22 protein-coding genes are annotated in these 24,763 nt (G+C 74.3%); 11 read left to right on the top strand and 11 right to left on the bottom strand.

The genetic code is table 11. The features are described 5' to 3' along the window. Positions 1-21: 21 nt before the first annotated feature. The gene (locus Asi02nite_RS25565; protein WP_203716455.1) at positions 22-465 is read right to left on the bottom strand and encodes an SRPBCC family protein; all 444 of its coding nucleotides are present in this window, start codon (positions 463-465) and stop codon (positions 22-24) included. A 179-nt stretch (positions 466-644) separates the two neighbouring features. Between Asi02nite_RS25565 and Asi02nite_RS25560 the strand changes: the two genes are divergently transcribed. The 4 genes from Asi02nite_RS25560 to Asi02nite_RS25545 are packed head-to-tail and all read left to right on the top strand — an operon-like array spanning position 645 to position 4,508. Next, positions 645-1,655 (top strand): ABC transporter substrate-binding protein, encoded by a 1,011-nt coding sequence (locus tag Asi02nite_RS25560; RefSeq protein WP_203716454.1) that lies wholly within the window; start codon positions 645-647, stop codon positions 1,653-1,655. Then, positions 1,642-2,682 carry a FecCD family ABC transporter permease gene (locus tag Asi02nite_RS25555; protein ID WP_203716453.1) on the top strand — a complete coding sequence of 347 codons (1,041 nt, stop codon included), beginning with the start codon at positions 1,642-1,644 and terminating at the stop codon, positions 2,680-2,682. Before Asi02nite_RS25560 ends, Asi02nite_RS25555 begins: the two co-directional genes overlap by 14 nt. Further along, positions 2,683-3,738: a FecCD family ABC transporter permease gene (locus tag Asi02nite_RS25550; RefSeq protein WP_239127079.1), complete on the top strand. Its 1,056-nt coding sequence runs from the start codon at positions 2,683-2,685 to the stop codon at positions 3,736-3,738. It abuts the gene before it with no gap. Next, complete coding sequence (locus tag Asi02nite_RS25545; protein ID WP_203716452.1) at positions 3,735-4,508, top strand: ABC transporter ATP-binding protein; 774 nt, start codon at positions 3,735-3,737, stop codon at positions 4,506-4,508. The genes Asi02nite_RS25550 and Asi02nite_RS25545 overlap by 4 nt, the downstream gene beginning before the upstream one ends. Before the next feature lie 4 nt (positions 4,509-4,512). On the opposite strand, the gene Asi02nite_RS25540 is transcribed toward Asi02nite_RS25545, so the two are convergent. The 5 genes from Asi02nite_RS25540 to Asi02nite_RS25520 all read right to left on the bottom strand — a co-directional run bounded on the left by Asi02nite_RS25540 (position 4,513) and on the right by Asi02nite_RS25520 (position 10,141). Beyond that, positions 4,513-6,255 (bottom strand): ABC transporter ATP-binding protein, encoded by a 1,743-nt coding sequence (locus tag Asi02nite_RS25540; RefSeq protein WP_203716451.1) that lies wholly within the window; start codon positions 6,253-6,255, stop codon positions 4,513-4,515. After that, entirely contained in the window at positions 6,252-7,928 is a 1,677-nt protein-coding gene (locus tag Asi02nite_RS25535; protein WP_203716450.1) for an ABC transporter ATP-binding protein, read from the bottom strand. Before Asi02nite_RS25535 ends, Asi02nite_RS25540 begins: the two co-directional genes overlap by 4 nt. Before the next feature lie 73 nt (positions 7,929-8,001). Continuing rightward, positions 8,002-8,400: a nitroreductase/quinone reductase family protein gene (locus Asi02nite_RS25530; RefSeq protein WP_203716449.1), complete on the bottom strand. Its 399-nt coding sequence runs from the start codon at positions 8,398-8,400 to the stop codon at positions 8,002-8,004. 14 nt (positions 8,401-8,414) lie between these two features. Beyond that, positions 8,415-9,020 carry a flavodoxin family protein gene (locus Asi02nite_RS25525; RefSeq protein ID WP_203716448.1) on the bottom strand — a complete coding sequence of 202 codons (606 nt, stop codon included), beginning with the start codon at positions 9,018-9,020 and terminating at the stop codon, positions 8,415-8,417. Positions 9,021-9,058: 38 nt separating this feature from the next. Further along, complete coding sequence (locus tag Asi02nite_RS25520) at positions 9,059-10,141, bottom strand: NAD-dependent epimerase/dehydratase family protein (protein ID WP_203716447.1); 1,083 nt, start codon at positions 10,139-10,141, stop codon at positions 9,059-9,061. Between the two features lie 96 nt (positions 10,142-10,237). On the opposite strand from Asi02nite_RS25520, the gene Asi02nite_RS25515 reads away from it, so the two are divergent. Both Asi02nite_RS25515 and Asi02nite_RS25510 read left to right on the top strand, forming a co-directional pair. Further along, complete coding sequence (locus Asi02nite_RS25515) at positions 10,238-10,420, top strand: hypothetical protein (RefSeq protein WP_203716446.1); 183 nt, start codon at positions 10,238-10,240, stop codon at positions 10,418-10,420. A gap of 15 nt (positions 10,421-10,435) precedes the next feature. Further along, positions 10,436-11,266, top strand: coding sequence for a glucose 1-dehydrogenase (locus Asi02nite_RS25510; RefSeq protein ID WP_203716445.1), 831 nt, complete (start codon positions 10,436-10,438; stop codon positions 11,264-11,266). Positions 11,267-11,314: 48 nt separating this feature from the next. On the opposite strand, the gene Asi02nite_RS25505 is transcribed toward Asi02nite_RS25510, so the two are convergent. Then, positions 11,315-12,697, bottom strand: a complete 1,383-nt coding sequence (locus Asi02nite_RS25505; protein WP_203716444.1) for an FAD-binding oxidoreductase — start codon at positions 12,695-12,697, stop codon at positions 11,315-11,317. A gap of 178 nt (positions 12,698-12,875) precedes the next feature. Here Asi02nite_RS25505 and Asi02nite_RS25500 point away from each other — a divergent pair, with 178 nt between their 5' ends. After that, a complete protein-coding gene (locus tag Asi02nite_RS25500) occupies positions 12,876-13,694 on the top strand; it encodes a helix-turn-helix transcriptional regulator (RefSeq protein WP_203716443.1) in 819 nt (272 codons plus the stop codon). Positions 13,695-13,728: 34 nt separating this feature from the next. Next, the gene (locus tag Asi02nite_RS25495; RefSeq protein ID WP_239127076.1) at positions 13,729-14,097 is read left to right on the top strand and encodes a hypothetical protein; all 369 of its coding nucleotides are present in this window, start codon (positions 13,729-13,731) and stop codon (positions 14,095-14,097) included. Here Asi02nite_RS25495 and Asi02nite_RS25490 read toward each other — a convergent pair. Beyond that, complete coding sequence (locus Asi02nite_RS25490) at positions 14,094-14,687, bottom strand: hypothetical protein (RefSeq protein WP_203716442.1); 594 nt, start codon at positions 14,685-14,687, stop codon at positions 14,094-14,096. The genes Asi02nite_RS25495 and Asi02nite_RS25490 overlap by 4 nt on opposite strands. Before the next feature lie 149 nt (positions 14,688-14,836). Between Asi02nite_RS25490 and Asi02nite_RS25485 the strand changes: the two genes are divergently transcribed. The 3 genes from Asi02nite_RS25485 to Asi02nite_RS25475 all read left to right on the top strand — a co-directional run bounded on the left by Asi02nite_RS25485 (position 14,837) and on the right by Asi02nite_RS25475 (position 20,516). After that, positions 14,837-16,096 (top strand): DMT family transporter, encoded by a 1,260-nt coding sequence (locus Asi02nite_RS25485; protein WP_203716441.1) that lies wholly within the window; start codon positions 14,837-14,839, stop codon positions 16,094-16,096. A 414-nt stretch (positions 16,097-16,510) separates the two neighbouring features. Next, positions 16,511-17,887 (top strand): hypothetical protein, encoded by a 1,377-nt coding sequence (locus Asi02nite_RS25480; protein WP_203716440.1) that lies wholly within the window; start codon positions 16,511-16,513, stop codon positions 17,885-17,887. Positions 17,888-18,044: 157 nt separating this feature from the next. Then, the gene (locus tag Asi02nite_RS25475; RefSeq protein ID WP_203716439.1) at positions 18,045-20,516 is read left to right on the top strand and encodes a hypothetical protein; all 2,472 of its coding nucleotides are present in this window, start codon (positions 18,045-18,047) and stop codon (positions 20,514-20,516) included. Positions 20,517-20,578: 62 nt separating this feature from the next. Here Asi02nite_RS25475 and Asi02nite_RS25470 read toward each other — a convergent pair whose 3' ends face one another. Genes Asi02nite_RS25470 through Asi02nite_RS25460 form a run of 3 tightly spaced genes read right to left on the bottom strand, consistent with a single transcriptional unit; the run spans position 20,579 to position 24,754 of the window. Beyond that, positions 20,579-21,784: an alcohol dehydrogenase catalytic domain-containing protein gene (locus Asi02nite_RS25470; protein WP_203716438.1), complete on the bottom strand. Its 1,206-nt coding sequence runs from the start codon at positions 21,782-21,784 to the stop codon at positions 20,579-20,581. Beyond that, a complete protein-coding gene (locus Asi02nite_RS25465; protein WP_203716437.1) occupies positions 21,781-23,154 on the bottom strand; it encodes an FAD-binding oxidoreductase in 1,374 nt (457 codons plus the stop codon). Before Asi02nite_RS25465 ends, Asi02nite_RS25470 begins: the two co-directional genes overlap by 4 nt. Before the next feature lie 19 nt (positions 23,155-23,173). Then, on the bottom strand, positions 23,174-24,754 hold the full coding sequence (locus tag Asi02nite_RS25460; RefSeq protein WP_239127075.1) for a Na+/H+ antiporter: 1,581 nt from the start codon (positions 24,752-24,754) through the stop codon (positions 23,174-23,176). Between the last annotated feature and the right edge of the window lie 9 nt (positions 24,755-24,763).

The following is a 24,763-nucleotide window of genomic DNA, read 5'->3' as shown; positions in this document are numbered from 1 at the left end:
GCCTGGCCCACAGTGGTCGGATCAGGCCGGGGTGGTGCGGCGTTGGGCGATGTCGCTCAGGCGGCTCAGCATCTCGGCGCTGCGCGGGCGGAGCAGGGCCGACCTGAGCTGGGACGGGACGAGGCGACCCGGCCCCGCGATCAGGTCGTACGACAGCGTCACCCACGTCGCCTTGTCGAGCGGCTCCAGGTCCAGGCGGATCGTCGCCTCGCCCAGCGGCCACGCGCGGGCATGGAGTTCGAGCAGGCGGTCGGGGACGACCTCGGACACCACCGACTCGTCCTTGACGTGCAGGGGCCACGGGCCGATCTGGTGGTGGAGGGTGGCGCCGACGGCCGGCCATTCCGGTGTCACCGCGCGGATGTGGGACGCGCCCACCACCCAGCTCGCGTAGCTCCAACCGTCGGCCAGCACCGCGAAGACCCGCTCCGGCGAAGCGTCGATCGCCATCGACGTCGCTGCCATCGGCACTCCCCCGCGGAGACTCCGGCTCTCGCGCCACGACTTCCCGGACAACGGCCGGATAAACGGATCAGCCCTGCTCAATCTGGGGGCCCCGACTAGCCAACGGGCCGAGCGATGGTTAGCCTACCCTAACCGTCCGGCCGTTGGAGCTGGCGCGGATCACGAGAACGGAAGACTTCATGCGCGCGTGGCGTCCGATCCTCGCGGTTGTGGTGCTCGGCGCCGCACTCGCGGGTTGTGGCAGCAACACCGATAGCGGCGGTGAGGCCCCCGCCGCCGCGGCTGGGCCCTGGTCGTTCACCGGCGGCAACGGCCAGACGGTCAAGGCCGACAAGGCACCGACGCGGATCATCGCGCACGCCGGCGAGGCGGCGGCCCTGATGTCGTTCGGCATCAAGCCGGTCGGCATCTACTCCGACGAACCGGTCAAGACCGACCCCAACCTGAAAAACCTGGACCTCACCGGGATCACGATCCTGGGCGAGGAATGGGGCAAGATCGATGTGGAGAAGGCCGCCTCGCTGGCGCCGGACCTGATCGTCGGTGACTGGTGGCCGGCGGAAAAGGCCCACAGCGGCATGGAAGAGGGCGTCGACGAGAAGAGCAAGAAGCTCGCCGAGCTCGCGCCCGTCACGGGCGTCTCGCAGGGCAAGTCCATCGTCGAGCTGGCCGACGGCTACGAGCAGCTCGCCAAGAGCCTCGGCGCCAAGGTGGACAGCCCGGAGATCGCGGCCAACAAGAAGCGCTTCGAGGAGTCGGTCGCGAAGTTCAAGGAGGCCGTCGCGGCCAAGCCGGGGCTGTCCGTCGCGGCCATGTCGCCCGCCGACGACAAGCTCTACGTCGCCAACCCGGAATACGCGCCGGAGCTGCTCGACCTCAAGAGCTTCGGCCTGGACGTGCTCGCGCCGGGCAGCCCCGACCCGGGCTTCCCGTACTGGGAGAACCTCTCCTGGGAGAACGCCGACAAGTACCAGCCGGACCTGATCCTCTGGGACGGACGCTCGTTCACCCCGACCGCGAACGACGAGTGGGGCAAGAAGCAGCCGACCTGGTTCAAGATCAAGGCGGCGAAGGCCGGCGCCACGGTCGCGTGGCCGGCGTTCTGGCTGCACACCTACGGTGACTTCGCGACCGAGCTCGACAAGCTGACCGAGGCGGTCAAGGCCGCGGATCCGAATGTCGGTAGCTAGCCGACCGGCGACCAGAGGCGCGCGGCGAGCCTCGGCCCTCGGGCCGGGGCTGGCCGCGCTCTGCGGCGTCCTCGCCTTAGTCGCGTTCCTGAGCGTGACGCAGGGGTCCCGCGACATCGACCTGTCCGAGGTTCTGCACGCCCTGCGGAGCTTCGACGACGACGGGTCGATCGGCAGCACGATCACGCTGGAGCTGCGGGTGCCCCGCACGCTGCTGGGCATCCTGGTCGGCGCCGCGCTCGGCGTCGCCGGCGCGATCCTGCAGGGCGTGACCCGCAACCCGCTCGCCGACGCGGGCATCATGGGCATCAACTCGGGCGCCGCCGCCTTCGTCGTCTTCGCGATCACCGTGCTCGGCCTGCGCGGCGTCGGCGTCTACGTCTGGTTCGCCTTCGCCGGCGCGATCGCGGCCCTGATCCTCGTGTACGCCATCGCCTCGCTCGGCCGCGAGGGCGCCACCCCCGTCAAGCTCGCGCTGGCCGGCGCGGCCGTGACCGCGGGTCTCACCTCGGTCACCTCCGGCATCGTGATGACCAATGTGGACGCGCTCAACGAGCTCCGGTTCTGGACGGTCGGCTCGCTGGCGGGCCGGTACGCGCCGATCCTCACCGGCGTGGCCCCGTTCCTGCTGGTCGGCCTGGTCGCCGCGCTCGGTTTCGGCCGGGCGCTCAACGGCCTCGCGCTCGGCGAGGACATGGCCCGCGGGCTCGGCCAGCACGTCGGCCGCACCCGGATCGCCGCCTTCGCCGTCGTCGCGGTGCTGGCCGGTGCCGCCACCGCCGCCTGCGGGCCGATCGTCTTCGTCGGGCTCGTCGTGCCGCACATCGCCCGGTTCATCTGCGGCCCGGACTACCGCTGGATCCTGCCCTACTCGATGCTCCTCGCCCCGATCGTGCTGCTGCTCGCCGACGTGCTCGGTCGGGTGGCCGGCGCGCCCGACGAGGTGCAGGTCGGCGTCGTGCTAGGCGTGGTCTGCGCGCCCGCGTTCGTCGCGATCGTGCGCTACGCCCGGCTGTCGGAGGTCTGAGTGTCGACCCTCACCGCGTCTACAGTGGACACCAGCGCTGCCCTGAAGGCCAACCGCCGCCGCCGCGAGGCCCGCACCACCGCCGTGCTGGTCGGCCTGGCGATCCTGGTGTTCGCCCTGCTGGTCGTCACCATGATGATCGGCAGCTTCCGGATCGGCGCGCTCGATGTCGTCGCCTCGATGCTGCACCTGAGCGACAGCCCGGGCGTCGACTTCGTCGTGCGCGACCTGCGCCTGCCGACCGCCGCGTCCGCGCTCGGCGTCGGGCTCGCCCTCGGCGCCTCCGGCACGATCTTCCAGCAGATCCTGCGCAACCCGCTGGCCTCCCCCGACTTCGTCGGCATCACCTCCGGCGCCGGCCTGGCCGCGGTCGTCGGCATCGTGGTGCTGCAGGCCGGCGGCCTCGTCGTCAGCGGGCTCGCGCTCGGCGGCGCCCTGCTCGCCGCCACCCTGATGTACGTGCTGGCCTGGCGCGACGGCGTGTCCGGCTACCGGTTCATCCTGATCGGCATCGGCATCGCGGCGTTCTTCGACGGCCTGGTCGGCTTCGTCCTCTCCCGGGCGCAGCTCTTCGAGGCCCGGCAGGCGATGCACTGGCTGACCGGCTCCGTCGGCCAGGCCAGCGACACCGAGTTGCGCCTGCTCTTCGGCGCGCTGGTCGTGCTGCTGCCGATCGCGATGCTGCTGCAGCGCCCGCTGCGGGCCCTGGAGCTGGGCGACGACTCCGCCCGCACCCTCGGCACGCGGGCGGAGCTGAGCCGCGCCGCCCTGCTCGGCGTCGGCCTGGTGCTGGTCGCCGTGGCGGTGTCGGCGTCGGGCCCGATCGTCTTCGTCGCCCTCGTCGCGGGGCCGATCGCCAACCGGCTCCTCGGCCCGGCCACCGGCGGCATCGTCGCGTCGGCCCTCGTCGGTGCCGCACTGCTGCTGGCCGCCGACCTCGTCGCGGTGCACCTGATGCCGACCCCACTGCCCACCGGCGTGGTGACCGGCGCGGTCGGCGCGCCCTATCTGCTGTGGCTGCTGGCCACCACCAACAGGCAAGGAGCAGGCGGATGAGCCGATTGCGTACGCAGGAGCTGTCCCTCGGGTACGACGACCGCGACGTCGTGCGGAACCTGGACGTCGTCATCCCTGACGGCCGGGTCACCGCGATCGTGGGTGCGAACGCCTGTGGGAAGTCCACATTGCTGCGTGGCCTGGCGCGGCTGCTGGCGCCCCGGGCCGGCGCCGTCTTCCTCGACGACACGGCGCTGGCGGACCTCCGTACGCTCGACGTGGCCAAGGTTCTCGGCCTGTTGCCGCAGTCGCCGGTGGCGCCCGACGGCATCACGGTCGCCGACCTGGTCTCCCGCGGCCGCTATCCGCACCAGGGCTGGTTCCGCCGGTGGACCGACCGCGACCACGACGCGGTCACGCGGGCGATGGCCGCCACCGGCACCGCCGACCTGATCGACCGGCCGATCCGCTCGCTCTCCGGCGGGCAGCGCCAGCGGGTCTGGGTCGCGATGGCGCTGGCGCAGGACACCGACCTGCTGCTGCTCGACGAGCCGACCACGTTCCTCGACATCAACCACCAGGTCGAGCTGCTGCGGCTGCTGCGCGAGCTGAACGAGGAGTCCGGCAAGACCATCGTGGTCGTGCTGCACGACCTCAACCTGGCGTGCCGGTTCTGCGACCACCTGATCGCGATGTCGGCGGGCCAGATCGTGGCCGAGGGCGCACCCACCGAGGTGGTCACGGCCGCCCTGGTCGAGAAGGTCTTCGGCCTGAGCTGCCTGATCGTCCCGGACCCGGTCGCGGGCACACCGATGATCGTGCCGGCTTAGCACGTCAGCGGTGCCAGGCCGCCCACAGCTCGGCGTACGCGCCGCCGGCGGCGATCAGCTCCGCCGGCGTGCCGATCTCGACGATGCGGCCGTGTGCCATCACGGCGATCCGGTCGCAGGTCTGGGCCTGGGTCAGGCGGTGCGCGACCACGATCGCCGTGCGGTCCTGGATCAGGGCCGCGCTCGCCTGGTCGAGCTGGCGGGCGCCGGCGCTGCCCGCCTCCGCGCTCGCCTCGTCGAGGATGACCACCGGCGGGTCGACCAGCGCGATCCGGGCCAGCGCGAGCTGCTGCGCCTGGCTCGCCGAGAGCGGGTGCTCGCCGTCGCCGATCCGGGTCGCCAGGCCATCGGGCAGCGCCGCCACCCACTCGTCGGCCCCGGCCAGCTTCAGCGCGGCCTGCAGGTCGGTGTCGGACGCGTCGGGTACGGCCAGCCGCAGGTCGTCGGCGAGCGTCCCCGCGAAGACGTGCACCTCCTGGGTGACCACGCCGACGAGGCGACGCAGCTCGTCCGGCGCCAGGTCCGCGATCGGCCGCCCGCCGAGCCGCACCTCGCCGCCGGTCGACGGGAAGACGCCGCCGAGGATGGCGGCCAGCGTCGTCTTGCCCGCTCCGCTCGACCCCACGACGGCCAGCGACCGCCCGGCCGGGATCTCCACCGACACGTCGTGCAGCACGGTCGGCCCGTCCAGGTAGTGGTGCCGGATCCCGGTCGCGACGACCGCCACGCCGGGCCGCACGTCGAACCGCCCGACGCCCGCCCGCGCCGGCAGCTCCAGGTCGGCCACGCCGACCAGCCGGGCCAGCGCGGCGCCGGCGGACTGCACGTCGTTGAAGCTGAACAGCAGCATGCCGAGCGGGCCGAACAGGCGGTGGAAGAGCAGCGCCGCTGCGGTCACCTCGCCGACGGTGCTGGCGTCGGCCCGCACCAGCAGGAAGCCGCTGAACAGCACCGCGCTCAGGCCCAGCGCCTCCGCGTAGTTCATGACGTTGGAGAACCAGAGGAAACCGCGGGTCGCGTCGAGCCGTGCGTCGACGGCGCCGCGCGAGGCCTGCTCGACGCGGGCACTCTGCCGGTCCTCCATCCCGTACGCGTGGACCGTGCGCGCGCCGGTGAACGTCGACAGCAGGCTGCGCGTCTGCACCGCGACGGCCCGCCGCTCGACGGCGTAGCGCCGCTCGGCCTGCGGGAGGAAGCGGCGCAGGCTCACCGCGTAGACCGGGAAGACGACGAGGAAGGCAACCGCGATCCGCCAGTCCAGGGTCGCGAAGCCGGCGAAGGTGATGGCCACGGTGACCAGGGCGCCGAAGACGTCCGCGGCGAGCTGGGTCGCGTCGGTGACGCGCTCGACGTCGTCGGTGACCCGGGAGGCCACGTCGCCCGCGCCGGCGGCCTCGAGCCGGGCCGAGTCCATCCGCAGGGCGTGGTCGAGCACCTCCTCGCGCAGGTCGGCGCTGGCCCGGGCACCCCACTCGGCGACGAGCCAGCGGGCTGCGCCGGTGAGCAGGGCGGCGGCCAGGCCCGCGACCAGGGTCCAGGCGGCGATGCCGAGCAGCTCGCCGGTGCTGCCGCGGGCGGCCACCAGGTCGACGATGCGGCCGAGCAGGATCGGCACGAGCACCGCGAAGACGCTGGCGGCGACGGAGGCGAGCACGGCGAGCAGCCCCAGCAGCGGGTACCGGCGCAGCTTGCGGCCGAACGCGCGGGCGGTGGCGCGGCCCGTCGCGACGGGCAGGATCGCGGTCATCGCAGCACCACGTCCGCGTACGCGGGGACGGCCAGGAGGTCCCGGTGGCGTCCCGTGCCGGCGACCCGGCCGGCGTCGACGAAGACCACGCGGTCGCACCGGTCGAGCAGCGGCGCGCTCGTCGTGACGAGGACGGTCGCCCGCCCGTCGCGGTGCTCCCGGATGCCCTCGGCGATCGCGTGCTCGGTGACCGCGTCGACGGCCGTCGTCGGGTCGCGGAAGACCATCACCGGGCGGTCGGCGAGCAGCGCCCGGGCCACCGCCACCCGCTGCCGCTGGCCGCCGGAGAGGTTGGCGCCGTGGTCGAGCAGCTCGTGGTCGAGGCCGCCGTCGCTCAGCTCGGTCGCCGAGGCGGCCGTCAGCGCCCGGGTCAGCGCGGCGTCCTCCTGGCGGTCGTCGGTGCGCAGGGCGTCGCGCAGGGTGTCGCCGAACAGGTCGACCGCGTGCGGCTCGACGAGCAGCGCCCGGCGCAGCGCGGCCACGTCCAGCTCGGGCAGGGGCGTCCCGCCCAGCGTCACCGCGCCCCGGTCGGGCCGGCGGGTGCCGGCGAGCAGCTCGGTGACGGCGTCCGCGGCGGCGATGTCGGAGGTGGCGACGCCGACCAGCTCCCCCGGCCCGGCGACCAGGCTGACACCGTCGAGGCCGGCGGTGTGGACGTCGTCGAGCGCGAGGGGCCCGGCCGCGGCGGTCGTGCCGCCGGCGCCGGCCCGCTCGGGCGCCTCGAGCACCTCGGCGACCCGGGCGGCGCCGGCCCGCGCGGTCGCGAGCCGGAAGACGCAGTGCGCGAGGTTGAGCACCGGGTCGGTGAGGAACGCGGCGAGCCCGACGATGGTGATCAACTCGCCAATCGTGATGCGGTCCCGCAGCGCGAACCAGCCGGCCAGCGCGGCCACGACCGCGATCAGCAGGCCGGTGGTGAAGGTGGAGACGCTGACGAACGCGGCGCCGGCCTTGATCGCGCCGACGTTGGCCTTCAGCGAGGTGCGGCTGGCCGACCGGTAGCGGCGGGCGGCCTCCTCGACACCGCCGAACCCGCGCAGCGGCCGCAGCCCGGTGAGCAGGTCCGAGGCGGTCCCGGCGGCCTGACCGAGCGCCTCCTGCTGCGCCGAGGTGTGCCGCTCGACCAGCGGGCCGAGCGCGTTGAGGGCGAGCACGAGGATGGGTACGCCGATCATCAGCCCGATGCCGAGCGACCAGTCGATGCGCACCAGCACGACGGTCGAGACGACCAGGCCGATCGACGCGGAGAAGACCCGGCTGCCGAGCTCGAGCAGCTCGGCGGCGCCCGCGGTGTCGGACGTGGCGATCGAGAGCAGCTCGCCGGTCTGCCGGTCGGTGCGGATGCCGCGCCCGGTGACGACCCGGCGGACGACCCGCATCCGCAGCTCGTGCGCCTCCTCGAGCTCGGCCCGGGTGCCGAACCAGAGCCCGGTGCGCCAGCCCATGGTGAGCGCGGTGAACAGGCCGAAGATGCCCAGCAGCGACCAGGCCATCGCGGTCGTGGAGCCGGTCCCGACGGCCTGGTCCACGACGAGACCGATGGCGACGGGTACGAGCGCCTCGCAGAGCTGGTGCATCGACCAGAACCCGGCCGTCAGCGCGACGAGGCGGCGCTGGCGCCGGAACATCCCCCTGATCAACCGGCGGCTCGCACCGTCCGTGGCCTCCGCCATCCGCCCCCCAACCGCGACAAGTTAGGAGAGGCTAACCGGCGGCCACCGCGCGACGCCATTCCGCCCGGGGGGGTCAGGGGTCCAGGTCGATCCGGACCGTCACCGGGTCGGCGTCCGACAGCGCGGCGGTCGCCAGGCAGAGGCGGCGCGCCAGGGTGGTCCCGATGCTTTGGCGACGGGCGGCCGGGTCGTCGCCGGCGACCACGTGGGCGGTGCCGGCGCGCCAGCGGCCGCCGCTCACCCTGACCCGCACCCGCGGTTCGGCCGTCAGGTCACGCACCCAGTCGGCGTCCCGGCCCCGCTGGGAGACCAGCCAGAAGACGTCGCCGGCCAGGCCGTCGCAGACCGGGGTGCGCCGCCGCTTCCCGGACCGCCGGCCGGTCGTCTCCAGGAGCGCGTCGCCCGGGATCGGCAGCCGCAACGCCCAGGCCAGCCGCACGACCGGGTTGACCAGTCGGCTCTGGAACCCCACCCATCGACGCTACGTCAGCTCGGCGGCGGGCCCAGCGGGTTCGCCGCCAGGGCGCGGGCGACGGTGACCAGGTTGGCGGCCATCGCGCGGCCGGTCTTGTCGGACCAGTCGTGGCCGCGCTGGTCGTCGAGGTAGTTCGGGCCCGCGCCGGGGCCAAGGTGCCAGTAGGTCCAGGCCTGTGCCGGGATCGTGTAGCCGATGTCGACCAGCGCGCCGCAGATCTCGGTGATCACGTGGTGCGCGCCGTCCTCGTTGCCCGTGTTGACCACGCCGGCCACGCGGTTGTAGGCGACCGGGCGGCCCTCGTCGTCGGTCTGGCTGATCAGCGCGTCCATCCGCTCGATCACCCGCTGCGCCACCGACGACGGCTTGCCGACCCAGGTGGGCGTCGCGATGACCAGGATCTCGGAGTCGAGCACCTTGGCCCGGATCGCGGGCCACTCGTCGCCGTCGCCCATGTCGTCCTCGACGCCGGGGCGGATGTCGTGGTCGACCGCCCGGACGACCTCGACATCCACATCGGACTTCCGGAGCTCGGCGACGACGACGTCGGCCAGTGCCTCGGTGTTGGAGGGCGCCGGGCTCGGCTTGAGCGTGCAGTTGATCACGAGGGCCTTCATACCGAAGCGGGTACCCGGCGCCGCATGGGTCAAACCGGTCAGTACGGGTCACCGTGCCCCGGCGGGCGCACGACCATCCCGGCCAGCCGGGCGGGCGCCGGCGGCTCCGGCCGCAGCGGCTCGGTCGGCGCCCCCGCGCGCTCGGCCATCCCGCGCAACAGCTCGTCGATGGCCGCCAGCGCGTCGATCTTGGGTTGCCAGCCCAGCTCGGCCGCCGCGCGGGCCGACGACAGCAGCGGCACGCGCGTCGCCAGGTCGATCCAGCCGGGCTCGACGGGCTGCAGCCGGGCGTGCCAGGTCAGGCCGGCGGCCGCCCGCAGCAGCGGCACGGGCACCGGGACCACCCGGCCGTGGTAGCGCTTCGCGAGCGTGGGCCCGTCCAGCACCGGGCCGGCGGCGAGGTTGAACGCACCCTTCACGTCGGACAGCGCCGCCCGGACGTACGCGTCGGCGACGTCGTCGGCGTGCACGCCCTGCACCCGCAGCCGCGGCCCGCCGGGCAGCACCGGCAGGCGGCCGAAGCGCAGCAGCCCGAGCGGCGCGAGCGGGCCGACGAACAGCCGGGAGATCTCGGACGCCGCCGGGCGCTGGAAGGTCAGGCCCGGCCGCATCCGCACGACCCGCAGCGCCGGATAGCGGCGCTCCACCTCGTCCAGCATGGCCTCCACGTGCGCCTTGTCGCGGCTGTAGGTCGACCAGCGCACCCCGGTCACCGGCCACGACTCGCCGACCTCGTAGTCCTTCGGACCCGGCGCGTACGCGCCCACCGAGGAGGCGACCACCAGCGCGGGCACGCCGGCCCGCATTGCCGCCATCACCGCGTTCGCCGCGCCCTGCACGTTCGTACGCCGGAGCCGTTTCTGGTCGTGGCTCGGTTGGATCTGCCACGCCAGGTGGATCAGCACGGCGGCGCCCTTGGCCGCCTCGGCGAGCGCCCCGGTCGCGCCTGGCCCGGCGACGTCGACGCACCACCAGTCCACATCGGAGTACGGCGCGCCGGCGGCCGCCTCGGGAACGCGGCGGACGACACCGACGATCTCCGTCACCTCGGGCTCCCGCGCCAGCCGGCGCAGCACCGCCGAGCCCACATTGCCGGACGCACCCACCACGACGACCTTCATGCCTGGCCAGTACCCCCGAGGGCGCGGAAGATGCGCGCGTAATCGCCCGCCGGCTGGGTATTCGCCAGGTATCCGCTCATCGAGGGAGGAAACCTGATGCTCGCCACAGTGGTGCGGCGCTGGGCAGTGGTCGCGGTCGCCCTGCCGCTGGCCGCCGCCGGCATCCGCAAGATCAGCCAGGTCGTCGAGGCCCGCCGCGGCCCGAGCGGCGTCACCAAGGGCATGCGCCAGGTCGCCGACCTGCTCGGCTCCGGCCGCCGCCGGCGCCGCTTCTTCTGAGACGGGACGACCACGATGGAAATCCAGCAGCAGCCGCCCGGCCGGCTCGGCGCCATGCGCGAGAAGCCGGACCACGGCGAGGACAGCTACCGCGGCAGCGGCCGGCTCGAGGGCAAGCGGGCGGTGGTCACCGGTGGCGACAGCGGCATCGGCCGGGCCGTCGCGATCGCGTTCGCCCGCGAGGGTGCCGACGTGCTGATCGCCTATCTCAACGAGGACGAGGACGCGCGCGACACCGCGAAGCTGGTCGAGGAGGCCGGGCGCCGGGCGGTGCTCGTGCCCGGTGACCTGGCCGACCCCGCCCAGTGCCGGCGGGTCGTCGACGTGGCCGTCGCCGAGTTCGGCGGCATCGACGTGCTCGTCAACAACGCGGCCTTCCAGATGACCCACGAGACCGTCGAGGAGGTCACCGACGAGGAGTGGCAGCACACCTTCGACGTCAACATCACCGCGATGTTCCGGGTGGTCAAGGCCGCGCTGCCGCACCTCGGCGCGGGTGCGTCGATCATCAACACCAGTTCGATCAACTACGACACACCGAAGCCGACCCTGCTGCCGTACGCGACGACGAAGGGCGCGATCGCCAACTTCACCGCCGGCCTGGCGCAACTGCTCGGCGACCGCGGCATCCGGGTCAACGCGGTGGCGCCGGGTCCGATCTGGACACCGCTGATCCCGTCGACGATGCCGCCCGAGCAGGTCGAGGAGTTCGGGAAGAACACGCCGCTCGGCCGGCCCGGCCAGCCCAAGGAGGTCGCGCCGCCGTTCGTGCTGCTCGCCTCCGACGAGGCCAGCTACATCTCCGGCGCCGTCATCCCGGTCACCGGCGGCAAGCCGATCCTGTGAGGAGACAGGGGCCCCGCGCCGCACCGTCGCGGCGCGGGGTCCCGCACGTCAGCCCAGCGGGTGGTTGGCCACGAACTGGCCGGTCGGGTCGACGTCCTTGTGGATCTGGCGCAGCTTCGTGAGCGTCGCCGCGTCGTACGCCCGGGCCGGGTCGATCCGCACCTCGTGGTAGTTGAGGTACTCGAGGCCGTGCGCCCACGGCGCCATGGCGTCGACGACCCGCTCGGCGCTCGCGATCGTCGCCTCGGCCGTCTCCGGCAGCGTCAGGCCGGCGGCCAGCAGCCCGAACGAGCCTTCCAGCGCGCCCACGGCGCCGGCACCCTCGGGCCGCCGGGCCAGCGCGCCGCCGAGCTGGCGGAGCTCGACCACGGCCAGCCCGCAGTCGGGGCCGGCGACCTCCACGAACCGGTCCACCGCCGCGGCCGGCAGGGCGCCGAGCGAGACGGACCGTCCGCCACCGGGCGTCGGCTGCTCCGGGTCCATGTGCAGCCGCGGCAGCGTCGCGGCGGGCACCCGGGCGAACGTGTCGACCTCGGGGCCGAGCTCCCGCAACGGTGCGATGATCCGTTCGGCCTCGGCGTCGTCCGCCACGACGGCGCCGTCGACCACGGCCAGGGAGCGACCGCGGAACAGCTCCGGGACCTCCGGGATCGGCGGGAAGCTCAGGTGGCGGTAGGCGGTGGTCACCGCGTCCGGTGCCGTCGACGACCAGTCCACCCAGCGCTCCAGCACCCGGTGCGCGTGCGTCACGTCGAAGACGAGCATGCCGGCGTACGCGGTCTCGATCGGGTACGCGGTGAACTCCAGCGCCGTGACCACACCGAAGTTGGCGGCGTTGCCCCCGCGCAGCGCCCAGAACAGGTCGGGCTCGTGGTCGGCGTCCACTCTGGTCAGTTCGCCGGACCCGGTGACGATCTCGACGGCGGTGACGCTGTTCACGGCCAGGCCCAACGAGCGGGCGTACCAGCTCAGGCCGCCGTTGAGGGTATAGCCGACCACGCCGGTGTCCGGCGACGAACCGTGCATCGCGGCGAGGCCGTGCGCGCCCGCCGCCTCCACGACCGGCAGCCAGACCTCGCCGGCGCCGGCCCGGATCCGCCGCCGGTCAGCGTCGACCTCGAGCCCGGTCAGCTCGTTCATCCGCAGCAGCACCGTGGAGCCCAGGTCGTCGAGCGGATGCGCGTTGTGCCCGGTGCCCAGCGGCGCCACCCGCAGCCCGGCGACCGCGGCCGCCCGGACGACGGCCGACACCTCGGCCGCGGTGCGCGGAAACGCGACGGCCGCCGGCCGCAGGTCGACGCCGAGCGCCCAGGTCGTGCGGGCCCGGTCGTACCCCTCGTCCCCGGGCAGAAACACTCCCCCGCCGGCCAGGCCGCGCAACGACGCCGCGTCGCGACCTTCCCCGTGAGCCGACGTGGTCTCGAATGTCATGTCTGTTTTCCCCCTGGTCATCCGGTTCAGCACAGGCGCGACGGCTCCCGGACAACGCCCCCGCGCCGTCGATGCTGGTCGTGAGCCCGCGCGCGAGCCAGGGCAAGACCTGACCCCCAATGTGGCGGTGGCAACTCGACACCCCTCGGCCGACGGTTGCGGGGCGACAATGGAGGGCGTGAGCACGGACGAACTGGGGCATTTCCTGCGCTCTCGCCGCGCGCAGCTCGTGCCGGACATCACCCGCTCCCGCCAGCGCACCCGCGGGCTGCGCCGCGAGGACGTCGCGGAGCTGGCGGCCATGTCGCCCGACTACTACCGCCGCCTCGAGCAGGGGCGGATCGGCCCGCCCTCCGCCCAGATCCTGGAGTCGCTGTCCCGCGCGCTCCAGCTCACCCAGGACGAGCAGGACTACCTCTACCGGGTCGCCGACCGCGCGTGCGTGCGCCGGGTGCAGACCGAGCCCGCGACGGAGGTGGCCGCGCCGCTGCGGCAGCTCGTCGAGAGCCTCGGCGGCACGCCGGCCCAGGTGATGACGACCGACGGCGAGACGCTCCTGCAGAACCCGGCGGCGGTCGCGCTGCTCGGCGACCACTCCGGCTACACCGGCGACGCGCGCTACAGCACGTACCGGTGGTTCACCGACCCGGCCGGGCGCTGGATGCACCCGCCGGAGGAGTGCGAGGAGGAGGGCCGGGCCCGCGTCGCGGACCTGCGGGCCCGCTCCGTCGAGACCGGCTCCGCCGTCGCCGACCGGCTGATCGGCCTGTTGCGCGACCGCAGCCCCGAGTTCGAGCGGATGTGGCGGGAGCAGAAGGTGGCCCTCTGCCGCGGTGGCACGAAGACGCTGGTCAACCCGCGCTTCGGCACGGCCGAGCTGCAGTGCCAGATCCTCCGGCACGAGGGCGCGGCCCAGCTCCTGATCACCTACACCGCCGCGGTGGGCAGCGTCGCCGCAGGTCAGCTGCGTCAACTCACCGATCCACAGTGGGCGTGACAAGGCGCTCGCCGCCGTCGTGGATCATGTAGGGGTGAGCTTCGACCTAGTGGTACTCGCGGCCGGGACAGAAGCGTCGCTCGACGACGTCCGGGCGATGGCCGACCAGCGCGCCGGGCGGTCGAGCCCGGGGGTGGCGCCGACCCCGCCGATCGCCGCCTTCTACGGCGACCTGCTGGCGACGTTCCCCGACCTGCCGGGTGACGACGAGTCGCCCTGGATCAGCCGCCCGCTGGCCGTCGGCGTCGACCACGTCTCGATGTCGATCGCCCACACCCCCCTTGGCGACGACGCGGTCGACCTGGTGCTGCGACTCGCCGAGAAGCACGGCCTGGTCGTCTTCGATCCCCAGGGCGACGAGGCCACGGGCCTGCACGGCTCGTACGCGGACCCCGTCGACTAGATCTTCGCCACCACCTGCTCGGCGACCTCGACGAGCTTGGCCTGCGGCACGAGCTTGGGGCCGCCGAACACGACCAGGCGCAGATCGGTCTCGTACGGCACGGCGATCGCCACCAGCCGGAACCCGCCGTCGGTGACGTAGCCGACACCGGCAGCGCCGACCCCCTCCACCGGGGTGGAGCCGTCGTACGCGTCGGCGATGGCGTCGATCGCCTCCTGCGCGCCGTCGGCGCGGTCGGGCCTGGTCGACACGTTGAGCGCGAACGGCTCCTGCCCGTCCTTGCCGTACGAGCACGCGTACGCGACCGAGCCGTCCGACTTGTCGACCGGCAGCTCGCGCGCCTTGAGCTTCGTCTTCGACGTCGGCCCGAGGACCTTCATCACCGCCTCGGCGCTGAGCAGCTTGCAGGCCGAGGTGAGCTTGGCGACCCGGGCGGGCGCGGTCGGCGACGGCGGCACGGCCGACGGTGGCGCCGGCACCCACTGCGCGGCGGTCGCCCCGTCCCCGCCACCGCAGCCCGCGAGCGCGGCCAGCACCGCACCCGCCGCGACCAGACCCGCCGACCTGACAACCCCGTGTGACCCGTACAACGAACGATCCTTCCGGCGCTCCGGCATCTCCCGATGACAAGCGCCGACCAGCGGAGGGACGTCACCGCAGATGAACTTCGGATGACCGATCGCGCAGGCCCGACGACGGCGCGGGGGTGCTGTGAGATCGTTCGCGGCGGGAGGTGCGGATGCTTCTCGTCGTGCTGCTCGGCCTGTCGGCCGCCGTCCTCCTGTCCGTGGCGGCGGCGCTGCAGCAACACGGTGCCCAGCGCGTGGCGCGGTCCGAGGCGCGCCAGGGTGGCGCGTTCCCGCTGCTGCGCGTCGCGCACCGGCTCGTCCGCTCGCCGACCTGGGTCGGCGGCCAGGTGGCCAGCGCGCTCGGTGCCGGTGTGCAGGGCGCCGCGCTGCATCTCGGCTCGGTCGCCCTGGTGCAGCCGCTGCTCGCCACGCAACTCCTGTTCGCGCTGCCGCTGGGCGCCCGGCGGACGCGGACCTGGCCGCGGGCGACCGACTGGCTCGCGGCCTGCGCCATCGTCGGCGCGCTGACGCTCTTCCTCACGGTCCGCGGCGCGGTCCCGGCGCACGGCCACTCCGACCCGTCCCGCGTCCTGGTCGGGACGCTCGCCACCGCCGCCGCGGCGGGCCTGCTGGTCGCGATCGCGGCCCGGCGCAAGGACCGCTTCGGGTACGCGACGCTGCTCGCCGTCGGCGGCGCGCTCTGCTCGGCGCTCGGCGCCGTCCTGCTCAAGGTGTGCGCCGAGACGGTGGACGAGCACGGCATCGGCGCGGCGTTGACCGACTGGCCCGCATACGCCCTGGTCGGCGCGATTCTCGGCGCCCTGCTGCTCGGCCAGCAGGCGTTCGCCTCGGGTTCGCTGGCCGCCGCCGTCACCGCGGGCTCGGTGACCAACCCGGTGGCGAGCTACCTGCTCAGCATCGTGGCCTTCCACGCCGCGCTGCCGCACGGGTTCACGCCGCGGGCCGCGCTCGCCGGCGCGGCGCTGCTGCTGCTCGCGGGCGCCTGGGGGCTGGCCCGCTCGCCGTTGACGTCAGGCGGCCAACCCGAGGGCGGGGCCGGTGCGCAGGCCCGCCAGCATCGGCAGGCTCTTGCTGATCACGCCGGTCACCCCGACGCGGCGCGCGTGCGCCAGCGCCGCCGGCGTGTCCACCGGCCACGCCAGCACGAGGTCGGTGGCCCGGCGCAACTCGTCGACCACCGCCTCGGTCAGCAGCCGCAGCCGGATCGACACGCCGTCCACCCGGCCGCGGCGCAGGCGGGCGCGCAGGCGGGCCAACTGCACCGGGTCGCCGGCGGACAGGATGCGGCGCACGTGCGGCTGGCCGGCGAACGCGTCGAGCATCGCCCACTGCTTGGTGCACACCGCCATCGGCACACCCCGCGCGTACGCGCCCAGCGCCTGCGCGACCCGCGGCGCGACGGCGAGTGACGGACCCTTCAGGTCGAGCATGAGGCGCGGGTCGCCGTTCGCCACGGCGAGCACCTCGGGCAGCGTCGGCACGACCAGGTCGCGCCGGCGGTCGATCTCCAGCCACTGCTCCCAGTAGAGGTGCGGGCCGATCGCCTTGCGGTGCCGGACCTCCAGCACACCGCGGTACAGGTGCACGTCGGCCTCCACCAGGTCGACCCCGGCCGCGAGGGCGGCGCCCAGGCCGGTCAGCGAGTTGCCGGCGCGGTGCGCGACGCAGAGCAGGCTCATGACCGGCAGGCTCCGGTGCGGAGATGCCCATCCGCCGATGTACGAGCGACCAGCGGTTGAGCAGCCGGCAAACCTTGGCCGTGACCTCCGGTGTTTCGGTCGCCGCGCAGCGGGCACGCGGGCGCCGGGTGAAGGGGGTGCACGATGGTCGATGGCGTCGCCATCACGGCCGGTCCGCTGCCGGCGCAGCGGGTGATGAGCCCGGAAAGCCTGGAACGGCGGCTGCTCGAGGTGGCGACGCTGGCGGTCGACGAGCGGGACTGCGCGTCCCTGGGCTGGGTGCCGGTGCGGGGTCGCAACCCGCACATCGTCGGCATGGCGCGGCCCGAGGTGGTCGACCGCGACGTGCGGGCCGAGGCCGTCGACGCCGCTGACGCCGGCCGGGTCGACGCCGAGGTCGTCGCGGCGTGGATCTGCGGGCGGTACCCTGCCGACGCGTACCCGGCCGTGCTGTTCGGCTCGCCGCACGGCGGCGCCGTGCATCTCGCGGCGGCGCTGCGCGCACCCTGGCTGCCCAGCGGCTTCACGCTGACGGTGGCCTGGCCGGGCGGCGCCGGGGGTGACTGGCGGGACGCGCAGGCCGCCGGACGGGACGTGGCGCGCGCGGTGCTGGCCGCCAACCCGGACGTGACCGTGCGACAGGTGCACGACCCTGTGCGCCAGGGCCGGCTGTGTGCAACGACCCTCACCTTCCACGTGCGCTGGCGCCGGGTGCCGGCCGCGTACCGGGACTTCCTCGCCGGCCGGGTCGACGGCGGCGCGGCCATGGTGGTCCGCGACGCGCGCACCTGGCCGGTGACGAAGGTGGGGCCCGGCCACACGTTCCAGGTCGGCAGCCCGGTCAGCGGCTGGCGGCCGGACGACTACAGCGCCGACCACTCGGCGTTCCGGCACACGCTCTACCACATCGGCTGCCTACTGTGGACCGATCCCGATCTCGACCTGCCGGCGCAATACGCCGAGGTCGGCGGCGAGCCCGCGTTCGAGCAGCACCTGCGCCGCCTGCGACCCGACCTGCACCGGGTGGTCTACCGCCGGCCGGCCGCGCTCAGCGGCAGCGTCGCCGACCTGCACCGCGACTGGTACGCGGCCGGCAAGGGCGCCGAGGCGTGCGCGATCGAGTCCGACGGTCTGCTCGATCCGTGGCTGACGCTCTGCCACGGGATCGTGCCGTACTGGTGCGAGTCCGCGGCCCGTCCCGCCGTCGCCGGCGCCGAGTGGTGGCTGGCCGGCAGCCGCCGGTTCGAGCGGGTCCGGGTGCTGCCGGCGCCGCCGGGGTCCACCTGCACCGCGTACGTCGGGCAGGCCCAGTGGCGTGCGCTGGCCTGGTTCGGCCGCCGCGAGGGCATCGTCGACGACGTGGCGCTGCGGCACTATCCGCACCTGCCGCTGGCGACGAGCCACGCGACGCAGGCGCTGCGGCGGTTGGGCAAGCGCCGCCCGCCGCCTCGCCCGCGGTTGGCCGAGGTGGTGGCGGCGCTGCGCCGCGGCGCGGACAGCCACGGCCTGCTCGTCCTGTGACCTTCCGGGGCTTCTGGGGAATGTGAGGCCGATTCTCCGGATTCTCATCTTTTGCGCCCTGCTTCCGGCAACATCGGCCGTACGGGCGTGGTCGCGCCGCGTGTCCGGGTCGGTGCCGGAGTGACGGCCGAATTCTTTGATGTACGGGGGATCAGGGATGAAGAAGCGTGCGCGGCTGGGCGCCGTGGCAGTGATGAGCGCGATGGGCCTGCTCGCCCAGGTACCCGCGTTCGCGCGGGTGCAGTCCGACATAAGCGGCACAGGTACGGACATGTGCGCGACCACCGGGTCGTCGGCCGACCCGTGGGCCGCACCGCCGGCGGACGGCGAGGTCTTCGTCGACCCGGCGCCGACCGACCTGCCGACGCCGCCGCTGGTGGCCGGTCCACCGTCGGCCGCGGACCAGGTCTCGCCGCAGGTCGCGCCCCAGCCGACCGCCACGCCCGACCCGGCGGCGCCGCAGCCGACCGCCACGCCCGACCCGGCCGCGCCCGCGGCCACCGGGGCGGCCGGACTGGGCGCGCCGCAGGTCACGCCGTCGCCGGGGCCGGGCGTCGCGACGCCCGCGCCGGTCGACCCGCTGGCCGCGCAGACACCCGCGGCCTCCGCGGCCCCGGCGGCGCCGGGCGCGGCCGCCGGGCCGACGGCCGCGCCGGCGCCCAGTGGTGTGCAGCCGTCGGCGGGGGCCGCTGCGGTCGCGCCACCGTCACAGCCGGCGGCCGTCGCACCGGCACCGACCGCGGCGCCGTCGGGCACGATGCTGGTGGCGCCGGCGGAGACCGGGACCCCGGACCCGAACGTCCCGCAGATGCTGCCCCCGCTTGACCTGCCCGACCAGGGCCCCGTCCCCGAGCCGACCGACCCCGGCACCCCGCTGCCGGGCGCGGCCGGCGGCACGGGCGGCGGCGCGGCCGAGCCGGGCGGGCTGGCGGTCGTCCCCACGCCGACCGCCACGCCCGACCCGGTGACGGGCCTGCTCCCGGCCCCGCCGGCTGAGGCCGTGGTCCCGGGCGTGCTGCCGGAGGCGGCCACGGCGCCGGACCCGTCGACCGGCGGCCTGGCCGCCGCCGACCCGTCGACCGGCGCGGCCGCGGCCACCGACCCCACCACCGACGCCCTCACGGTCACCGACCCCGCAGCGGGAACGGCCGCGGGGACCGACGCCGCGACCGGCGGTCTCACCGTCACCGACCCCGCCGCGGGAGCGGCCGCAGGCGCCAATGCCCCTACCGCCGGTGCCACCGTCACCGACCCCGGCGCAGGAGCGGCCGCAGGCGCCAACGCCCCGACCGCCGGTGCCACCGTCACCGACCCCGCCGCAGGAGCGGCCGCGGGCACCAACGCCCCGACCGGCGGCCCTGCCGTCACCGACCTCGCAGCGGGGACGGCCGCAGGTGTCAACCCCTCCGCCGGCGCGGCGGAAGGCGGCCTCGCGGTCACCGACCCCTCGAGTGGCGCGGTCGCGGCCACCGACCCCGCCACCGGCGGCCCCGCCGCTGTTGACCCCTCGACCGGTGCGGCCGCGGCTGCTGACCCCGGTGCCGGTTCGGTCGCCGGCACCAACCCGGCACCCGGCGGTCTCGCGGGCGCCGACCCATCCACCGGCGCGGCCACGGGCATCAACCCCACCGCCGGCGGTGTCGCGGGTGTCGACCCCTCCTCGAGCGCGGTCCCGGGCACCGGCCCCGTCGCGGCCGACCCCTCCGCCGGTGCGCAAGCCGCTCCCGACCCCGCCGCCGTTTCGGGTGGCGTTGCCGGGCACCCGATTCCGCTCGGTGCCCCGTCGCTTCCCGAGCAGGACGTCGTGATCCCCGGTGTCACCCCGACCCCGGCGCCGGTCGGCCCCGACGCCGCCACCGACGCGGCAGCCGACGGCTGGTCCGGTCAGCCGGACGACAGTGTCTGGGCCGGCGATGAGACCTCGGTGCCCGAGGGGCAGGTCTGGGCCGGGGAGGGCACCACCGCCGGTGGGGCGCCGCCGGTCGACTCCTTCCAGGCGCAGGATGACTGTGCGCCCGTCGAGGAGGAGGTGGCTGCGCCTGATCCCTACGCGCACGGTTACGGCGAGGGCTATGACGCCGGCTACGCCGAGGGTTACCAGGCCGCGCTCGCCGAGCATGGGCTGCTGGAGCAGGAGCAACACCAGGAGGACCACTCCTACCAGGAGCCGCAGCACGACGGGACCGAGTGGAGCGAGCCGCCGCAGCACGACGAGACCGACTGGAACGAGCCGCAGCAGTCCTACCAGGACGCTCCCGTGGTCCACGCCGAGCCCGTCACCGCCGCGCCCGCGCGGCCGGCGCGCAAGCCCGCCAAGCCCGTCCACGAGCCCGCTCCGGCCGAGCCCGTCGTGGTCGCGCCGCTCGACGGCTCCGCCGACGCAGGGCCCGCCCCGATGGACGCCGAGCCCTGGAGCGCGGACGCCACCGCCCAGCAGGAACCTGCGGCGGAACCCCAGGACCAGTCCACCATCAGCTGGATGCCGACCAGCGACGAGACGGCCCGCGACCAGGCGGCCGAGAAGCCGGCGAAGAAGGCCAAGGGCAGCACCACCAAGGCCGCCAAGGCCAAGACGACCAAGGCCAAGGCCAAGGCCAACGAAAACGCGAACGCCGACCCCGCGAGCTAGCACCCCACCGCCCCACACCCGCCGCCCGTGGCCCCGCGCCACGGGCGGCGGCGCGTCAAAACTCAGGCGGCCGGCGTCACCGCCACCTTGAGCCAGCCCGGGCTGCGCCGGTCGAACTCCCGGTACCCGGTCAGCACGTCGGTCAGCGGCTCGTGCCTGGTCACCACGGAGACCGGCGACCGCTCCACCATGGACAACAGCCGCGGGATGTAGCGCGGATGGTTCCCGTTCCCCATGTTGACTGTCAGGTTCCGGTTCATCGCCGTACCGATCGGGAAGTAGCGGTCCGTCGCCGGATAGACGCCGACGATCCCGAGCGTCCCGGCCTTGGCCAGGCTCTCGACCGCCCATTCTGTCGCCTGCGCGGGCGCGTCGCCCGGCCGCCACTGTCCATCGTGCTCGTTCGTCACCGGCGCGATCGTCCGCACCTCGTCGCGGTGCTCCGCGTCGTGCGCCCGCGCGTCGGCGGCGGCCGGCCCGGCCCGGGCGCTCTCCGCGTCGACACCCACCGCGTCGATCGCCCGGTCGGGCCCGGTGCCGAGCGTGAGCTCCAGCAGCGCCTCCACCGGGTCCTCCGCGTCGAAGTCGATGACCTCCGCGCCGAGATCCCGGGCCCGCTCCAGCCGGTCCGGATGGTGGTCGATCGCGATCACCCGGTTGGCACCGCGCTGGAACGCCGACAGCACCGCGAGTTGCCCGACCGGCCCGCAGCCGAACACGGACACCACGTCGCCGTCGGAGACCTCGGCGATCACCGCACCGAACCAGCCCGTCGGGTAGATGTCCGACAGCACGATCGCGTCGTCGTCGGAGACCGCGTCGGGCAGCGTGAACATGTTGGTGTGCGCACACGGCACCCGCACGTACTCGGCCTGGGTCCCGTCGAACGACCCCGTCGCCGCCGGCGACCCGTACGACGCCGTACCCGAGCGCCGCCCCGCGGGGTTGATCTCGTCGCACTGCGCGAACCGGCCGGCGCGACAGTAGCCGCACGAACCGCACCCGAGCACGGCCGAGAGCACCACCCGCTCGCCGGGCCGGTGGTTGCGCACGCCCCGGCCGACCTCCTCGACGACGCCGACACCCTCGTGCCCGAGGATCGTCCCCGGTCGCATGCCCGGCACGGTGCCGCGCACGAAGTGCAGGTCGGTGCCGCAGATCGCCGCCCGCGTGACCCGTACGATCGCGTCGGTCGAGGTCTCCAGCTTGGGCTCCGGCACGTTGTCGAGGCGGATGTCGCCCACGCCGTGGAACACGACGGCCTTCACCGCGCACCACCTCCGGAGACCGGCTGCCACCACCCGAGGGTGAGCCCGTCGGGGTCGTACCGGTCCCGGACCTGTTCGAGCCGCGCCCGGATGTCGTCGGGCCAGCAGGCGTCGACGCGGGCCGTCGTGATCGGCTGCGCGAGCACGTTCGGGTTGTTGACGTCGGAGATCCACGGCGCGGCCAGGCCGTCCCAGCGCTCCGCGGCGGCCGGCGCCGCGGTCGCGAACAGCTCGGGCTGGGCGCAGACCATGGCCGCGACGTAGTCCGAGCCGCGACCGCCCACCGCGGAGCCGCCCGGCACGTCCCGCCGGGTGGCGGCGCCGAGGTGCCGCATCTCGCCCACCATGAACGGCGAGTCGACGGCGTCCGGCCCGACCGTCTCCAGGAACGCGGTCGCCAGCCCCTGGTCGGCCCGGTCGAGCATCGTGCCGTGCACGTAGGCCGGCATCGGGTCCGGCGGGTCGTTGTGGATCGTGCCGAGCTGCGTCGTCGGCAGCTCCCCCAGCATGTCGAGATAGACCGGCGCCGCCCCACGCAGCGGCGCCACGAGCCGCTCGCCCTCCGGCGCGTCACCCGGGTACGCGAACCGCACACTCAGCAACCGCTTGCCCCGCAACGGCTCCGGCACCTGCGGCAGCGGCGGGAAGGCCGCGGCCTGGATGCTGGTCGTCACCAGGTCGCTGGCCCCGTCGGTCCAGTCGGTCCAGAACCGGACCATCCGCTCGATGTGCGGAGTGTCCACGAAGAACGATCCACCATAGACGGACGTCAGCGCGACGAGCCGGACGCGCATCTCGACCACCACGCCGAGTCCGAACTTGCCGCCCCGCAGCGCCCAGAACAGGTCCGGGTTCTGTTCGGCGTTGGCCTCGACGACCTCACCCGCGCCGGTCACGACGGTGAACCCCGTGGCGTAGTCGGAGCTGAAGCCGTGGCTGCGGGCCAGCGGCCCGACGCCGCCGCCGAGCAGGTAGCCGACGGCCCCGACCATCGGCGACGACCCGGTGACGGGGGTCAGCCCGTACGCGCTCGCGGCCGCGACCACCGCGTTCCAGCGCACGCCGGCGCCGATCGTCGCGGTCCGCGTCTCCGGGTCGACGCGCACCGTGTCGAGCCGGCTCGTGTCGAGCAGCAGCCCCGACTCGATCGGCGTCTCGGCGCCGTGCCCGGTGCTCTGCACGACCACCCGCAGGCCGGCCGTACGGGCGAAGCGCACCGCCTCCACGACGTCGGTGACGGACGTCGCGACCGCCACCAGGTCGGGTTCGTGCGCGAAGGCGAGGTTGAAGCCGGCCGCGGCGGCGGCGAAGCCGTCGTCACCGCGCTCGTAGACCGTTCCGCCGATGCGGTCGGCCAGGACTGACGTCATCGATCCCACTTCCCTTCCGTTACGCGTCACCGCGCGGCGCGCCCAGCAGGGCCAGCTCGGTCACGTCGAGCGACGCCTGCAGTTCGCGCATGACGATGTCGTCGATCTCGCGGCGGTCGCGCATCGCGGTCACCGCGAGCCGTTCGTGCTCCAGCACCCCGAGCCGCAGCCGGCGCTCGAGCTGCTCGGCGCTGGTCAGCTCGGAATGCCCGTCGCCGCGGCGAGCCTCCTCCGCCGCGGCCTCGTAGTCGGCCCGGACGCGGTCGGTCATGTACGCCGGCGCGTTCAGCGAGCGGGCCACCGCCGGCAGCGCCGCCAGGCCGGCCTCCGCGGCGCGTACCCGGGCGTGCCGGGCCTCGTCGATCCGGGCCCGGTCGCTGGCCAGCCCCGCCCAGCGGACCACCATCGGCAGCGTCAGGCCCTGCACCAGGATGGTCGTGAGGATCACGACCGAGGTCACGAAGACGATCAGGTCGCGGTCCGGGTACGCGGAGCCGTCGGCCAGCACCGACGGGACGGCCAGGGCGGCGGCCAGCGAGACCGCGCCGCGGAAGCCGGCCCAGCCGTACGCCGTGCGTACCTTCCAGTTGAGGCGCCGGGTCCGCTGGATCGCCCGGCGGTCGAAGAGGCGGATCAGGCCCGCCATGGCGTGGATCCAGAGCAGCCGGGTCAGGATCACGACGGCCGCGGCGGCGAAGGCGATGCCGACCGCCCGGCCCATCTGGTCGTTGTCGATCCGCTTGGCGGCCGCCGGGATCTGCAGGCCGACGAGGACGAAGAGGCTGCCGTTGACGACGAAGGTGGCGATGTTCCAGAAGGCGAACGCCTGCACCCGGGACTGGGCGCGGATGACCCGTGGCCCCGCGTACGAGAAGACGAGCCCGACCACCACGACCGCGACGACCCCGCTGGCGCGGATCAGGTCTCCCACGAAGAACGCGGCGAACGGCGTCAGCACCGACAACCCACCCTCGCGGAGCGGGTCGTTCATGCGCCGCCTGATCCAGATGAAGACGCCGCCGGTGGCCAGGCCGGCGATCACCCCGCCGACCGTCGACCAGATCAGGTCGCCGGTGATCGACAAAAGGCTCGGCGAGGCGCCGTTGAGCATGCCGACCGCGATCGCGAAGAGCACGAGCGCGGTGCCGTCGTTGATCAGGCTCTCGGCGCGCAGGGTGGTGAGGTTGCGCCGGGGCATCCGCTTGGCCAGCCCCGCCACGGCCGCGGCGTCCGTCGGGGCGAGCACGGCGCCGAGGATCCAGGCCGCGGCGGCGGCCACCCCGATCGCCTGCAGCGAGTACGACAGGACGACCATGGTTACGATGACCAGTCCGATCGCGGACAACAGGATGACCCGGATGTTCGCCCGGATCTCGCGCAGGCTGGTGTTGAGGCTCTCCCAGTAGAGGATGCCCGGCAGGAAGATCACCAGAACCGCCGCCGCGGGCAGGCGGATGTCGGAGAGCTGAGGGATGAGGGCCAGCAGGCCACCCATGATGATCAGGAGTACGGGCGGGGCGACACTGTACCGGCGGCCGATGGTGGTGCCCACGATGACCGTCGCGCCCAGCGTGACGACCACGAGCAACCCTTCCAACACCGCTTCTCC

This window comes from Asanoa siamensis (assembly GCF_016862555.1).
In the GTDB taxonomy this organism is placed as follows: Bacteria; Actinomycetota; Actinomycetes; order Mycobacteriales; family Micromonosporaceae; genus Asanoa; species Asanoa siamensis.
Note: the sequence above shows the minus strand (reverse complement) of the source record. Positions and strands in the feature narration are given on the sequence as shown.